Source organism: Novosphingobium sp. BW1, assembly GCF_008107685.1.
GTDB lineage: Bacteria > Pseudomonadota > Alphaproteobacteria > Sphingomonadales > Sphingomonadaceae > Novosphingobium.
In genome coordinates, this window is sequence record NZ_VIRF01000042.1 from 26544 (window position 1) to 41150 (window position 14607).

Here is a 14607-nt window from a genome sequence, read left to right on the forward strand (position 1 = left end):
ATGCGCGAACCGTCCGCCCCCTCTTCCGACACCCCCACATCCGCCAAGGGGAAGGAAAAGGTCAATTGGCTGCACGAGGTGCGCGGCCTTGCGCTGATGCTGCTTGGGGTGCTGGCGTTCCACTCATTCGTAGCCAAGCCCTTCTACATTCCCTCGATCTCGATGATGCCGGGCCTCCTGGTAGGTGACCGGCTGGTCGTCTCCAAGTACGCCTATGGCTGGAACTGGTCCTCGATCAGCTTCCACGCCCTGCCGCGCAGCGACTGGCGCATCCTGGGCTCCACGCCCGAATACGGCGACATCGTCATCGTCGTGCCCGGCAACCGCAAGGAAGACCTCATCAAGCGCGTCGTCGCCCGCCCCGGCGACCGGATCGCGGTGATCGACGGACGCATTCGCCTGAACGGCCGCTTCATCCCCCGTGAGGTCGTGCCCGCAACACAGCTTAACGCCGATCCCGCGCTCCAGTGCGACGGGCAGGAGGTGGGCCACTGCTACGACGGCTTCGAAGCCTTCCGCACCCGCCTGCCCTCGGGCCGCGAGGTCTACGAAATGCCGACCTACCGGGAAACCTTGCCCAACGGCGCGAGTTACAACGTCATCGATTACATGAACCAGCGCCTCGACAACTACCCGGAGACCCTTGTGCCCGAAGGCCACGTCTTCCTGATGGGCGACGACCGTGATCGCTCGTCCGACAGCCGTGCCCCGTTCGACGACTGGGCCGGGGTGCCGGGTGGCGGCCTCAACGGCCCGGTGCCGCTCTCCGACATTGGCGGACGCGCGGAGTTCATCACCTTCTCGCTCGATGGCACCCAGACCTGGAACCCGCTGACCTGGTGGAGCGCGCTGCGCCCCGGGCGCGCCCTGACCAGCCTGCGCCCCGCCCTCGACGCGAGCAAGGCCGCGCAGTGAGCCCGTCTGCGGGGGAGCCCCCGCAGACTACCCAGGGCGCCGAGGAATCTGCGGCGCCCTCCTCCGCCCCCGATACGCGTTCGCGCGTGCGCCGGGTGGGCCCCACCGATATCGCCGACCCCCTGATCCGCACCGAGGCGCGCAAGGCCTTCGTGTGGATCGGCGTGTTGCTGCTTTTCGCGCTGGCAATCTTCCTTTCGCAATCGCTGCTGGTCATCTTCGGGGGCATCGTGTTCGGTGCACTGCTCGATGGCGGCGCGCGCCTGATCGGCCGGGTGGTGCCCCTGGGACGCACCTGGTGCGTGGCCATCGTGCTGGCCCTCGCCCTGCTGACCGTAGTTTGGATCGCGCGCTTTGCGGGCAGCCAGATCGCGGTCCAGGCCGCCGAACTCCCTGCCACGATCGAAGGGCAATACTACCTTGCGTTGGAATGGCTGCGCGGCCACGGGCTCCATGTCACGGCGGTGGACCTGCGCTCCATGGCGCGCGAGGCGATGGGCGGGATGAGCCAGGTCACCGCGGTGGTGGGCGGCCTCATCGGCGCGGTCACCACGCTGTTCCTGATCCTGGTCCTGGGCATCTACTTTGTGCTGGAGCCGCGCCTCTACCGCCGCGGTGTGGGCTGGTTCTTGCCGGTCGACCGGCGCGACCATTTCGAGGGCACCGCGCGCGCGATGGGCGCAGCGCTGCGCCGCCTTCTGTTCGGCCGCGTCATCGGCATGAGCGTGGAAGGCCTGTTCACCTGGGCCATGCTGGAGGCCTACGGTGTGCCGATGGCCGCGCTCCTGGGCATCATCACCGCGCTTCTTGCCTTCCTCCCCAACATTGGCGCACCGATCTCGGGGGCGATCATGATCCTCGTCGGCTTTTCCGGCGGCATGGAGATGGGTCTCTACACGATGTTCGTGTACCTCATCGTCCATCTCATCGATGGCTACGTGATCGTGCCCATGATCGCGCGCAAGACGGTCGACCTGCCACCCGCGCTGGTGCTCGCCGCGCAGCTGATCCTGGGCGTCCTGTTCGGCATTCTGGGCCTGGCCCTTGCCGACCCGCTGGTGGCCATGCTTAAGATCTGGCTGGAGCGCGAAGCCGCCCGCAACCGCGTACTGCCCCCCGGCACGCAGGCCCCTTCCGAGGCCGACACCGATCCCGCAGGCGCGGTACACTCCTGAGGCCCCGCAACGCCCGTTTCCTGCCCCGCGAAGCTTGACCGATCCGGCCGAACCGGCAAGGAGAGGCCATGGCCCGCAAGTTCCTTTATGTCGTCGCCGTGTGCCTCGTGCTCTTCGTGGCCGCACGCCTCGCCCTCACCTTCTGGTCGGACGAGCTGACCGAGCTCACCTTCGTCCCCTCGGGCGAGTTCGAGACCCGGCCCGCCAAGCCTGAAGGCGACTGGGACGCGCCCGCGATGTGGATTGCCCGCCCGGGCCTTCAGAACGATCCCTCGCAGTGGCTGCCCGAAGGGGCTAGCACGGCACCTGTGGGCTCGGCCCGCGCGGCCATCTTCTTCGTGCATCCCACCAGCTACATGGAGAAGGCGCACTGGAACGCGCCGCTCGACGACGAGGATGCGAACGCGCGCGCCGCCCTCTTCACGCAGACCATGGCCAGCGCCTTTACCGCCGCCGGCGATGTCTGGGCCCCGCGCTACCGTCAGGCCACGATCGGCGCCTTTTTCACCGCCCGTACCGAGGCGCAGGATGCACTGAACCTCGCCTACGGTGACCTCGAAAGCGCCTTTGCCGTGTTCCTGCGCGAGAACCCGGATGGCCCCATCCTCCTTGTCGGCCACAGCCAGGGCGCGCTCCTGCTGCGCCGCCTGCTGCGCGACCACGTGGCGGGCACGCCCATCGCCGCGCGCGTGGCCGCAGCCTACCTGCCCGGCTGGCCCGTCTCGCTCGACCACGACCTGCCCAAAATGGGCCTGCCCCAGTGCACCAGCGACAACCAGGCAGGCTGCGTGCTCTCCTGGCTCTCGGTCGCCGACCCGGCCGACACCTCCGCACTCACGGCGGGCTACCTGCGCCAGACCGGACTCGACGGGCAGAAGCTCGATGGCAGCCTGTTCCTGTGCACCAACCCGCTGATCGGCGCGCAGGACGGCACGGCGGACGCGCGCGCCAACACCGGCACGCTGGTGCCCGACTTCGCCGAGAAGACCGGCACGCTGGCCCCGCAGGTCGTGCCCGCCACCTGCGAGCTCGACAACTTCCTGCACATCGGCCCGCCGCCCAAGCTGGAGCTGGGCGACTACGTGCTTCCGGGCAATAACTACCACGTCTACGACATCCTGCTGTTCTGGGAGAACCTGCGCGCCGATGCCCGCAAGCGCCTGACCGCCTGGCTCGCCGCGCAGGACGAAGCGCCCGAGGAGAGCGCCCCAAAGGTGAAGGCCGTCCGCTGATGAGCACCGTCACCACCAGCGCGCTCGACTTTCGCAACGCCCTGCCCGATGCGGGCGCGCTTCTGGCCCTCGATCTCGGCACCCAGACCATCGGCACCGCCTTCTGCGATGCCGGCTGGCGCTTCGCCTCACCTGGAAAGACCCTGAAGCGCGGTAAGTTCGGCGCCGACAAGGCCGCGCTCGCCGCCCTTGTGGCGGAGCGTGCGATCACCGGCATTGTCATCGGCCTGCCGCTCAACATGGACGGCTCGGAAGGTCCGCGCTCGCAGTCCAGCCGCGCCTACGCGCGCAACCTGGCGGTGTTGGGCCTTCCCATCCTGCTGTGGGACGAGCGCTGGTCCACCATGGGCGCCGAACGTGGCCTGCTTGACCAGGACATGAGCCGCGCCAAGCGCAAGGAGCGCATCGATAGCGCGGCGGCCGCCGTCATCCTGCAGGGCGCCATCGACGGGCTTGCCGGGGGCATGTTCTGAGCCAGTCATAGGCGCCGATGCCCGCACTGCGCGCATCGGATCTTAACACTTTCAGCCCACATCTGCTCTTCGTTCCAGAAACAGTCAGGAACGCGCCTCTAGGCATCAGTGTCACGAACACGGGGTTGCAAGATGGGTCTGGGCATACTCGCCGCCGCAGCCGTGGCGGCAACAGGCAGTGGCGGTGCGGCCGCCATCGGCAGCGCGGCAGACAGGGCTGACTTGGCGGATACCGTTCTTGCCATCCACAACCAGGAGCGCGCCGCGGTCGGCGCCGCACCGCTGCGCTGGAGCCCCACCCTGGCCCGCGACGCGCAGACCTGGGCACGCAAGCTCGCGGCCTCGGGCACGTTTAGCCACGACGCCTCCAACCGGGACACAGGCGAGAACCTGTGGATGGGCACACGCGGGGCCTACCGGGTCGCGGACATGGTTTCGGGCTGGGCCCGGGAGAAAACCGCACTGCACGCCCGGGTCTCCTGGCAGGCCAACTTCCCGCGCGTGGGCCACTACACGCAGATGATCTGGGCGCGCACGAGCGCGGTAGGCTGCGCTCTCGCGCACAGCGCCCACCACGAATACCTCGTGTGCCGCTACGACCCGCCGGGCAACGTCTGGAACGAGAGCCCCTACAACACGAAGGAACTGGCCTCGAACCGGCAATTCGGCGCGCCACGGGTGCGCGAGTAGAAAAAAGCGTATTTATCCGAGGGCCATCGCCCTTGGGGCCCCGAACGGTCGCGCTCACCTCCCACGCGCCACCCTGGCCGAGAAAGGTGAGGTCGCCAATTCCCGGGGGCAAGGGGCGATGGCCCCTTGAAGTACAACCTTCTTTAGATCTTTGGCGCCCGCATGACCACGATCAGCCCCTCATCGGCCTCGACTGCAGCGCCGTTCTCGATCTCTTGGCGCACCGCGTCCGCACGTGCGCGCACCAGCAGGCTCTCCGGAATACCCGGCTCGCAGGCCAGTGTGTCGGCCTCACCGATGAGGCGGGCATGGCGCAGGGTCAGGTCATCGGGGTCGAGGCTGGTCAGCGTGATTTCAAACAGGCCGTGCGCCTGTTCCTGAACCGTGCCCGATAGCCAGTCGGCAACCTTGTCCGCGCTGTCCTCACGCAAGGGGTCGAGCGGACCTCCTGCGGTGAGCGCGGCATCGATCGCACGGCGCCGGTCGGCCGCAGCGGGCCAGCGGCTGCGCAAGCCCCCGCGCGCATCGCGCAAAGCCGCCGCCAGTCTGCCGAGCGACTGCGGAAGCAGCGTTTCAAGGCGCAGGCGCAAGTGCTTGGCCAGCCCCGCCGAGGCCCCGCCGGTCCCGAAGGCTACGAGAACCGGCGTGCGGTCGAGAATCGAGGGCACGGTGAAATCGCAGAGCGAGGGCCGGTCCGTGACGTTGACGAGCAGCCCCGCGCCGCGCGCGCGGCGCGCATCGCGTTTGGCCAGTTCCTCCTCTTCGTGCGCGATGAAGGCGAGCCGCGCGCCGCGCAGCAGCCCCTCGCGAAAATTGTCGATCACAAGGCCGCCCGCCCGCTCGACAAGGCGCCGCTTGGCAAGAGCGGCCTCGCCGCGCCCGAGGACAAGGACGGGCCGGTCCCGGACGGCATGAAAAAGCGGCAGATTGTCGATCATCGCCGCTCCTTACCAAGCCTGCGCGCGGGGCTCAATCAGGCCAGGAAGTCCGGCACGCTCTCGGCGGCGAGGATCGTCTCGGGCTCGATCCGGCCTGCAACCAGTGCCCAGGCATCGCCATCGACCATGACTTCGGGCACCAGCGCGCGGCTGTTGTAGGTGTTGGCCATCGTCGCGCCATAGGCACCTGCCGTGCGGAAGACGACGAGATCGCCCGCCTTCACGACATCGACCTCGCGGTTCTTGGCAAAGGTGTCCGAGCTCTCGCAGATCGGGCCCACGACATTGGCCGTGAAAGTCGCGCCAGTTGGCTTGACCGCGGCGAAGTCGTGCCAGGCATCGTACATCGCCGGACGTGCAAGGTCGTTCATCGCCGCATCGACGACGATCCAGGGCGAGGAGGTCCCCTCCTTGACTCGGATCACCTCGGAGACGAGCACGCCCGCATTGCCCGAGATCACGCGGCCCGGTTCGAACATGACGGTCACGTCCCAGCCCTTGGTCACCTCGACCACCATCGTGCCGTAATCGGCGGGCGTAGGCAGGCTCTCGTTGCCCTTGTAGGGAACGCCGAGCCCACCGCCCAGATCCATGTGGGTGACCGAGAGGCCCTGCGCGCGCAGGCCCTCCATCAGCGCGCCCATCTTCACGAAGGCCTGGCGCGAGGGCTCAAGGTCGCTGATCTGGCTGCCGATATGGACGGCGAGCCCGCGCATGTTGAGGCCGTCCAGCGCGGAGAGGCGCGCATAGATCCCGGCGGCCCGGTCATAGGAGACGCCGAACTTGTTTTCGGCCTTGCCAGTCGAGATCTTCTCGTGGGTGCGCGCATCGACGTCCGGGTTGACGCGCAGCGCGCAGGTCGCCGTGGCGCCTAGTTCAGAGGCAATGGCCGCCAGTTCGACGCCCTCTTCCTCGCTCTCGAGGTTGAACTGGCCGATCCCTGCCTTCACCGCGGCGGTCAGCTCGCGCTTCGACTTGCCAACGCCCGAAAAGACGATGTCCTCGGCGGGCATTCCGGCGGCCAGCGCGCGGTTCATCTCGCCTTCCGAGACCACGTCTGCGCCATAGCCTTCCTTGGACAGCAGGCGCAGCACGGCAAGGTTTGGGTTCGACTTCACCGCAAAGGCAATATGGACGCTCGGCAGGCCCGAGAGCGCCTCGCGAAAGACGCGGGCGTGGCGCTCGAAGGTAGCGCGCGAGTAGACGTAAACGGGAGTGCCGACGTTGCGGGCGATGTCGGCGAGCGGCACCTGCTCAGCGCAGAGCTGGCCGTCGATCAGCTGAAAATGGTCCATGGTGTTCCTGTCGGAGAATTCGGTGTGGGCCCGCCACCGGGGCGAGCCACGTCATGAGGGAGGCGTGGTTACGGCGGCCAGTTACTGCGGATCGACCGCGCGCTCGGGCGGGGGGAGATCGAAGGGATCGTCCTCGCGTTCCTCCGAGCGCGTGCGCAGCTCGACGCTGCGTTTGGGAATCGCGATCGTCGGGTTCTCGAGCAATTCGCGCGGCGCGTGTTTCTGCGCCCGCCCGTAGGGTGCAGACGGCAGGCTCGCGCCTTCCTTGACCGCAAGATCCGCGCGCTGCCCGCAGGCCGCCAGCGCTGTCAGGACCAGAAGAGCCGCTACCGTGCGCATTCCCGTGCCTCCTCGCCTGCCCTCAGGCCATACCGAGCGCGGCGCGGGCCTCGGCCACGCGCGCGCGCACCTGGTCGGGCGCGGTCCCCCCGTGCGACATGCGCGCGGCGACCGATGCCTCGACCGAGAGCGCCTTGAATACGCGCTCGTCGATGCGGCTGTCGATCTCTTTCAGGTCTTCAAGCGGCAGCTGGTCGAGCGCGACACCGCGCCCTTCGGCCAGCTTCACCGCCGCGCCCGTGATGTGATGCGCTTCGCGGAAGGGAATGTCGCCCTCGCGCACCAGCCAGTCGGCAAGGTCGGTCGCGGTGGCAAAGCCCATCTCGGCGGCCTGGCGCATGCGTTCGGTTTTGAAATCGCTGTCGGCGACCATGCCGGTCATCGCCGCGATCGAGAGGGCCAGCAGGCCGTGCGCCTCGAAGACAGGCGGCTTGTCGTCCTGCATGTCCTTGGAATAGGCGAGCGGCAGGCCCTTCATGGTCATCATCAAGCCGGTGAGGCAGCCCGCGATACGGCCCGCGTGGCCGCGGACCAGCTCGGCGGCGTCCGGGTTCTTTTTCTGCGGCATGATCGAACTGCCGGTCGAAAGCGAATCGGCCATGCGCACGAAGCCGAAAGGCTGGCTCGCCCAGATGATGAACTCTTCGGCCAGGCGCGAGAGATGCAGCGAGCACTGCGCTGCGGCCATCAGGTAATCGAGCGCGAAGTCGCGGTCCGAGACGGTGTCGAGGCTGTTCGCGGTCGGCCCGTCAAAGCCCAGCGCCTTCGCGGTCATCTCGCGGTCGATGGGAAAGCCGGTACCGGCGAGCGCCGCACTTCCAAGCGGCGAGCGGTTCATGCGCTTGCGGTTGTCGGCCAGGCGCGAACGGTCGCGCGCGATCATTTCGTAGTAGGCCATCAAGTGATGGCCCAGCGTCACGGGCTGCGCGGTCTGGAGGTGGGTGAAGCCGGGCATGATCGAGGCCGCGTGGGCATCGGCCTGCGCAACCAGCGCCTTCTGCAGCGCCTCGAGCCCTGCGTCGACCTCGTCAATCGCCTCGCGCACCCAGAGCTTGAAGTCGGTCGCGACCTGGTCGTTGCGGCTGCGCGCCGTGTGGAGGCGCCCCGCGACCGGGCCGATCAGCTCGGCAAGCCGCGATTCGGTAGTCATGTGGATGTCTTCGAGGTCCCAGTTCTCGGGAACGCCGTTCGCTTCGTACTCGGCAGCGACCTTGTCGAGGCCCTCGGTGATGGTCTTGGCATCGTCCGCAGTGATGATGCCCTGCGTGCCCAGCATCGCGACGTGCGCCTTGCTTGCCGCGATGTCCTGACGCCACAGTGCCTTGTCGAAGGGAATCGACGCGTTTATCTCGCGCATGATCGCCGACGGTCCCTCTGCGAACCGTCCGCCCCACATCTGGTTGGAGCCCCCGCCCGTGCCATTGTCCAAATCGCTCAAGTCGCTCGTCCTGTATTCGTGTGCCGGGTCCTGTGCCCTGCTGCTCGCGGGCTGCGATAGGCAAAGCGCACCCGACGCGCAACCGACAGCTTCGCAGACTCCGGCAGGCGGGGGTGCAGAGGCGCCCACCCTGCCCAGTGCCCAAGGCAAGCTCGACCGTTCGCACAAGGGCGAGCCGATGCCCGTGATCTCGCTCAGCGATCCCAGCGGCGAAAGCCTCGATCTGACCTCTCTAAAGGGCAAGCCGGTGCTGGTGAACCTGTGGGCAACCTGGTGCGCGCCGTGCGTCGAGGAACTGCCCACGCTCAACACCCTGATCGGGCGCGAGGACGATCTGGGCTTGACCGTCCTTCCCATTTCGCAGGACGCGGGCCTGCCGGGCAAGGTCGTCGAGATCCTGCGCCGCCGCAAACTCGACAATGTCGAGCCCTGGATCGACGAAGAAGCCGACCTCTCCTTCCAGTATGGCGGCAACCTGCCCGTCACGATCCTGTTCGATGCAAGCGGCAAGGAAGTGTGGCGCTGGACCGGCGGCAACGACTGGACGAGCGCCGGGGCTCTCAAGCTGATCGCCGAAGCGAAGTCATAGATAAAGACACAGGAGAGAATCCGAGGGCCATCGCCCTCGGGCTCCCCATACCGTCGACCTTGCCTGACTCGCGCCGCGTGGCTGGCCAAAGGTGATGTCGACCGTTTTGGGGGCAAGGGGCAATGGCGCTCGGAAATCCTCTTCTTCCAACATCTTCCCACCTTCAAAGAATATACGCCCGAAATCCGACGCCTCGGCTGCAGCCAAAGTGGTACAAGGAGCCCATGCTGTTCGATCTTCCCGATGACGCGGCGCTTTACGCCGCCCTGCTCGTCCGCGATGCGCGCTTCGACGGGCAGGCCTATGTCTGCGTTGCGACCACGGGAGTGTTCTGCCGCCTGACCTGTCCAGCGCGCAAGCCCAGGCCCGAGAACTGCACCTTCCGGCCCACCATCAGGGAGTGCATTGAGGCCGGTTTCCGGCCCTGCAAGCGCTGCCACCCACTGGAAGCGGCCGCCAACGCCGAACCGGTGATCGAGACGCTGCTGGCCGCGCTCGACCACGAGCCCGCGCGCCGCTGGAGCGAGGGCGACATCGCGGCAATGGGGCTCGACGCCTCGACCGTGCGCCGCGCCTTCAAGCGCCATTTCGGCATGACCTTCCTGGAGATGGCCCGCCAGCGCCGCGTGCGCGAAGGCTTCACCACACTCGCCGAGGGCGGCAACGTGATCGACGCGCAGCTGGAGGCACGCTTTGAATCCCCCAGCGCCTTTCGCGCTGCCTTCGCGCGCCTCTTGGGCTGCCCACCGGGCGAGCTCGTCCACAGCGAGGGGCTTCTACGCGCCAGCTGGATACCGACCCCGCTGGGCGACATGATCGCAGTCTCCTCAGCCCGCCACCTGCACCTGCTCGAATTCGTCGACCGCAAGGGCCTGGCCGCCGAACTGAGGAAACTCCAGGCCGGAACCAACGCCCGGATCGGCATCGGCGCGCTCGCCCCAATTGAGCAGGCCAGCCATGAACTGTCTGTCTACTTCGCGGCGGAGTCAGGGGCCTTCGAGACGCCTATCGCCATGGCCGGAACGCCTTTCACCAGACAGGTCTGGGAGGCGCTGCGCACGATTCCCCCCGGCGAAACCCGCAGCTATGGCGAGCTTGCCCACCAGATCGGGCGCCCCAGCGCTGTGCGCGCGGTCGCGCGGGCCAATGGCGCGAACCAGATCGCGCTGATGATCCCGTGCCACCGCGTGATCGGCGCGGACGGCTCGCTCACCGGCTATGCAGGCGGCCTGTGGCGTAAGCAGCGCCTGATCGAGATCGAGCGCACGTTGCGCGAAAAAAGGGCGGCCACCTCCCGCGACGAGGCAGCCTGAAGTCTCAGAACTCGGCCCAATCGTCTTGCACAGCCAGGTTGCCCTGCGTCATGGGGGCAGGCGCCGGGGACGGTGCGCGCGCCGGGCTGCGCACGGGCAGACGCTGAACATTCGCCCCTCCCATGCTGCCACGCGCATGGGCGCCAAGATCGAAGCGTCCGACGAGCTGGCCCATGCGCTGGGCTTCCTGCGCCAGGCCGCGCGAGGCGGCCGTCGATTCCTCGACCAGCGCCGCGTTCTGCTGGGTCGTGGTATCCATCTGGCCCACGACCTGGTCGACCTGACCGATGGCGTTGGCCTGTTCGTTCGCCGTTTCCGCGATCCGCCCGATCATGTTCGCCAGTTCCCCGGTGCGCGCCACGATCTTGCTCAGCGCCTCGCGGGTCTGGCCCAGCATCTCGACGCCGTTGTGCACCTCACCCCCGCTGGTCTGAATAATCCCGCTGATCTCGCGCGCGGCCTCGGCCGAGCGTTCGGCCAGCGCGCGCACTTCGGTCGCGACGACCGCAAAGCCCTTGCCCGCCTCGCCCGCCCGTGCGGCCTCTACCCCGGCGTTGAGCGCGAGCAAATTGGTCTGGAAGGCGATGCCGTCGATCAGGGTGACGATCTCGGCCATGCGCTGGCTCGACTTGGAAATGGCCTCCATCGCGGTGGTCGCGCGGACCATGATCTGGCTGCCATCCTCGGCTTCGCGCTCGGTCGCCTGCGCGTTGTCGCGCGCGTCCTGCGCCACGCGGGCGGTGTCGGAGACCGACTCGCGCAGCTCACGTACCGCTGCGGCCGACTGCTCGAGCGCGGCCGCTTGGGCCGTGGTGCGTCCGGCCAGGTCGTCGGCGGCGCTGGCGATCTCCCCTGCGCCATTGTTGACGTTGTCTGCCGCGCCCGCCACGTCGCTCAGCACACTGGCAAGGCTCGTCACGGTCTCGTTGAAGTCGACGCGAAGGCGCTCGTAAGCTTGCGGGAAGCGCGTGGTGATGGCGCAATCGAGCTTGCCGCCCTTCAGCGCTTCGAGCCCTCCTGCCAGTTCCTCGACGACGACACGCTGAGACGCGGCCGCCTCTTCCGCCCGCTTCCGGGCGCGCTCGGCAACGGCCTCCTTGATGGCCTCCAGCGCACGGGCGATCGCGCCGATCTCGTCGCGTCCCTCGCGCCCGGGCACCGCACGCTCGAGGTCGCCGCGCGCCATATCCTCCATCGCACGCGTGAGCCCGGCGAGCGGGCGCACCACCCGGTTGGTCATCACCAGCAGGACGAGGGCGCAGGCCGCGCCGATCAGGACCAGCAGCCCGACGATCCAGTTGAAGGAGCTCGCAACCGTCGCCTTGCCCTCTTCGCCAGCAGCGTTGCCGATCTCGACGTTGTAGGCGAACTCCTCCTTCACCAGCGAATCGAGACGGTAGCCCAGCGGCTTCAGGTCACGGTTGTAGATCCCGGTCGCTTCTTCGGTGCGCAGGCCCATCGAGGCCGAACGCACCGCCTTCACTTCGTTCTTCCATTCGCCCCAGGTTGCCGTGAACTGGTTGAAGAGCTTCTCTTCCTCGGCATCGGACACCAGCTTCTTGTAACTGGAGATCCGCGCATCGGTCTCCTTGAGCGTCGTCGCAAGCTCCTCGTCGATACGCCGCGTCTCACTGCGCGTGTCGGCCAGGATGTGCTGCGAGATAAGGATGCGTGCCTGCGCCTGGTGCTGCGCGACTTCGCTCAGGACCGACAGGCTGGGGACGGTGTTGTCCGAGGAATAGGACAGGCTCTCGCCCAGCCCATCGATGAAGCGCAGCGCCATCGCCCCGCTCACCAGCGCCAGCGCACCGATAAGCAGCGTCGTCACCAGAGTGACCGTCCGAATCTTGAGACTGCCCAGCAGTACCATCGCGATGTCCGTCTTCCCGCCACGCCCTGCCGTGGCCCCGTCGCGGGTACCATGCGCCCTCGAACAAAGCCCTGAAGCCTTCCCCCCGCAGGAATACGCAAGCCTCGATGACGCCCCGATCCCCCACAGCCCTCGCGGACCGTAAAACCCCATTGACCAAACGACCAAACCGGTGCAATCGGACTTGCCTTCGCGGGTGTAGCTCAATGGTAGAGCAGCAGCTTCCCAAGCTGACGACGAGGGTTCGATTCCCTTCACCCGCTCCAGCGCCGCCTTCCCAAAACATCCCGGAAACGCTATAAAACCCTTGGAAATCTTAGGGTTTATGGCGTTCGACTGTCCTGCATTTGCCCGGTTAGTCTCGCCAAATCCCGCTAGTTTGGGGGCCACTTTGGGGGCCTAACGGGTTTCCGCCAATTCGAGTGGCCCCATTCTGGGGGCTACATACCGGGTAAGGGACTGAAATCATGGCGCTAACAGACGTTTCAATTCGCAAGGCAAAGGCCGGTCCGAAACCCTATAAAATGGGCGACTCGTCAGGCCTCTTCCTTCTGGTGCAGCCAAGCGGCGGAAAACTGTGGCGAATGAAGTACCGTGTCGATGGTCGCGAGAAGAAGTTGGGCCTCGGAACCTACCCGGAAGTTGGGCTGGCTGAGGCTCGGAGAAGGCGCGATGCGGCGCGAGAGCAGATGGCGCAGGGCAAGGACCCGTCACGCGAAAAACAGCGTGAGAAGGCGCGTGCAAGGCTGGATGCCGAAAATACTTTTGCTGCCTTGGCTGCCGAGTTCTGCGAGAAGCGCCGGAATGATGGTTCGCGGCCATGGGCACCAGCCACGGCGAAGCGCTGCGAATACCTGCTCTCGGTACTTAACAGCTCGATTGGCAATCTGCCGATTGCAGACATCGAGCCTGCCGACATCCTGACCGCCGTTCGCCGGATCGAGAGCAAGGGCAAGCTGGAGAGCGCCAAACGGACTCTGCAACTGGCAGGATCGGTCTTCCGCTATGCGGTCGCCACAGCGCGCCTCAAATCCGATCCCACACGCGATTTGAGGGGCGCGCTGATGAACCCTACCGTGACGCATTACGGCGCGGTCCTTGATCCTGACGGGGCTGGGGAGTTGCTTCGAGCAATCGATGGCTACGAAGGCCAACCGATCACCAAGCTGGCAATGCAGCTCGCGGCCCATGTGTTCGTCAGGCCGGGTGAGCTTCGCCATGCGGAATTTAGCGAATTCGACTTTGATGGCGCGCTGTGGACGATCCCGGCGAGCAAAACCAAGATGCGCAAGGATCACCTCGTCCCGCTCTCGCGCCAAGCCATTGCGATCCTCAGCGAGGCGCAAAAACTGACCGGTCCCACTGGCTATGTATTCCCGTCCGTCCGCACCCGCAGGCGTCCAATGAGCGACAACACGATCAACGCTGGCCTGCGCCGCCTCGGCTACACTACCACCGAAATGACTGCCCACGGCTTCCGCGCGATGGCCTCCACCTTGCTGAACGAAAGTGGCAAGTGGAATCCCGACGCCATCGAGCGCGCCCTAGCCCACGGCGATAGCGACAAGGTCCGCGCCGCCTACCATCGCGGTGCGCATTGGAAGGAGCGCGTGAAGATGGCGCAATGGTGGAGCGACTACCTCGATAAGCTTCGAGAGGGTGCTGATGTGGTGCCGATTAAAACGGCGAAGCGCTGACCTATTGCGCCAAAATCCGCAACTCTTCTGCGACCCGCGAGAGTTCGGTAAAATACAGTTTTATTACAGCGGGTTGTTGGCGAGTGAGTTGCCTGCGGTTCAGTGCAAACCCGCTCAACTCGCAGACGGGTGACTTTCGCCCAAACCGCAATTTCTCAATCATATTAGATGGATAAGTCCCGAATTCGCGGGGTACGGTGTGCCCGGTCAACCGGCTTTCTGACTGCGTGCCCGTAACCAGTTAAACCGCCCATCGTAACCTGACGGATTTTGCGTTCTTTCCCAGTGGATTGCCGAGAGGCGAGCGGCATCCGAGCGCGTATAATCAGCCGATGAATCGCAAAGGAGCACTTCACAAAATACCGATATTTTCCGAAATGGGGACCAAATAGCCATCATTAGGCTACGAGCCTCGTATGTGCGAGATTGGTCGCCGCACAAGCCGAGTTTGCCCTGATGTTTTCGAGTATCCGTCCAGTATCTTCGCGAATGGCCAAACGCGCGATCAGGTTTCAAAGAGGTGGCCTGGAGAATCTGCACACTGAGATAATTGGATTTTCTGCCTGAGAGCAGCCAGATGGGCTGCGAGACAGGAGCAGAGAATGAGCAGACGACCCCGGCGCAACCACAGCCCGGCATTCAA

The 14607-nt window shown here is 66.2% G+C and carries 13 protein-coding genes and 1 tRNA gene; 9 read left to right on the forward strand and 5 right to left on the reverse strand.

The window, feature by feature from the left end; translation table 11 throughout:
* The 5 genes from lepB (at position 1) to FMM79_RS03725 (ending at position 4485) form a co-directional block, all read left to right on the forward strand.
* A complete protein-coding gene (lepB, locus tag FMM79_RS03705; protein WP_148626217.1) occupies positions 1-915 on the forward strand; it encodes a signal peptidase I in 915 nt (304 codons plus the stop codon).
* On the forward strand, positions 912-2090 hold the full coding sequence (locus FMM79_RS03710) for an AI-2E family transporter (protein WP_371710752.1): 1179 nt from the start codon (positions 912-914) through the stop codon (positions 2088-2090). The genes lepB and FMM79_RS03710 overlap by 4 nt, the downstream gene beginning before the upstream one ends.
* Before the next feature lie 68 nt (positions 2091-2158).
* Positions 2159-3322, forward strand: coding sequence for a DUF3089 domain-containing protein (locus tag FMM79_RS03715; RefSeq protein ID WP_148626218.1), 1164 nt, complete (start codon positions 2159-2161; stop codon positions 3320-3322).
* On the forward strand, positions 3322-3795 hold the full coding sequence (gene ruvX, locus FMM79_RS03720) for a Holliday junction resolvase RuvX (RefSeq protein WP_148626219.1): 474 nt from the start codon (positions 3322-3324) through the stop codon (positions 3793-3795). The genes FMM79_RS03715 and ruvX overlap by 1 nt, the downstream gene beginning before the upstream one ends.
* A gap of 132 nt (positions 3796-3927) precedes the next feature.
* Positions 3928-4485, forward strand: coding sequence for a CAP domain-containing protein (locus tag FMM79_RS03725; protein WP_148626220.1), 558 nt, complete (start codon positions 3928-3930; stop codon positions 4483-4485).
* Positions 4486-4628: 143 nt separating this feature from the next.
* Here the strand turns inward: FMM79_RS03725 and FMM79_RS03730 are convergent, their stop codons facing one another.
* The 4 genes from FMM79_RS03730 to argH form a co-directional block, all read right to left on the reverse strand.
* On the reverse strand, positions 4629-5423 hold the full coding sequence (locus tag FMM79_RS03730; RefSeq protein ID WP_148626221.1) for a bifunctional precorrin-2 dehydrogenase/sirohydrochlorin ferrochelatase: 795 nt from the start codon (positions 5421-5423) through the stop codon (positions 4629-4631).
* A 35-nt stretch (positions 5424-5458) separates the two neighbouring features.
* Entirely contained in the window at positions 5459-6718 is a 1260-nt protein-coding gene (lysA, locus tag FMM79_RS03735) for a diaminopimelate decarboxylase (RefSeq protein ID WP_148626222.1), read from the reverse strand.
* Positions 6719-6799: 81 nt separating this feature from the next.
* The gene (locus FMM79_RS03740; protein ID WP_148626223.1) at positions 6800-7057 is read right to left on the reverse strand and encodes a hypothetical protein; all 258 of its coding nucleotides are present in this window, start codon (positions 7055-7057) and stop codon (positions 6800-6802) included.
* A 22-nt stretch (positions 7058-7079) separates the two neighbouring features.
* Positions 7080-8453 carry an argininosuccinate lyase gene (gene argH / locus FMM79_RS03745; protein WP_148626230.1) on the reverse strand — a complete coding sequence of 458 codons (1374 nt, stop codon included), beginning with the start codon at positions 8451-8453 and terminating at the stop codon, positions 7080-7082.
* Positions 8454-8472: 19 nt separating this feature from the next.
* Between argH and FMM79_RS03750 the strand changes: the two genes are divergently transcribed.
* Both FMM79_RS03750 and FMM79_RS03755 read left to right on the forward strand, forming a co-directional pair.
* On the forward strand, positions 8473-9084 hold the full coding sequence (locus FMM79_RS03750; RefSeq protein WP_148626224.1) for a TlpA disulfide reductase family protein: 612 nt from the start codon (positions 8473-8475) through the stop codon (positions 9082-9084).
* 224 nt (positions 9085-9308) lie between these two features.
* Entirely contained in the window at positions 9309-10397 is a 1089-nt protein-coding gene (locus FMM79_RS03755; RefSeq protein ID WP_148626225.1) for a bifunctional transcriptional activator/DNA repair enzyme AdaA, read from the forward strand.
* A 4-nt stretch (positions 10398-10401) separates the two neighbouring features.
* Here the strand turns inward: FMM79_RS03755 and FMM79_RS03760 are convergent, their stop codons facing one another.
* Positions 10402-12267 (reverse strand): methyl-accepting chemotaxis protein, encoded by a 1866-nt coding sequence (locus tag FMM79_RS03760; protein ID WP_162528431.1) that lies wholly within the window; start codon positions 12265-12267, stop codon positions 10402-10404.
* Between the two features lie 192 nt (positions 12268-12459).
* Here FMM79_RS03760 and FMM79_RS03765 point away from each other — a divergent pair.
* Both FMM79_RS03765 and FMM79_RS03770 read left to right on the forward strand, forming a co-directional pair.
* A tRNA-Gly gene (locus FMM79_RS03765) sits at positions 12460-12533 on the forward strand.
* A 201-nt stretch (positions 12534-12734) separates the two neighbouring features.
* A complete protein-coding gene (locus FMM79_RS03770; protein ID WP_148626227.1) occupies positions 12735-13964 on the forward strand; it encodes an integrase arm-type DNA-binding domain-containing protein in 1230 nt (409 codons plus the stop codon).
* Positions 13965-14607 lie beyond the last annotated feature (643 nt).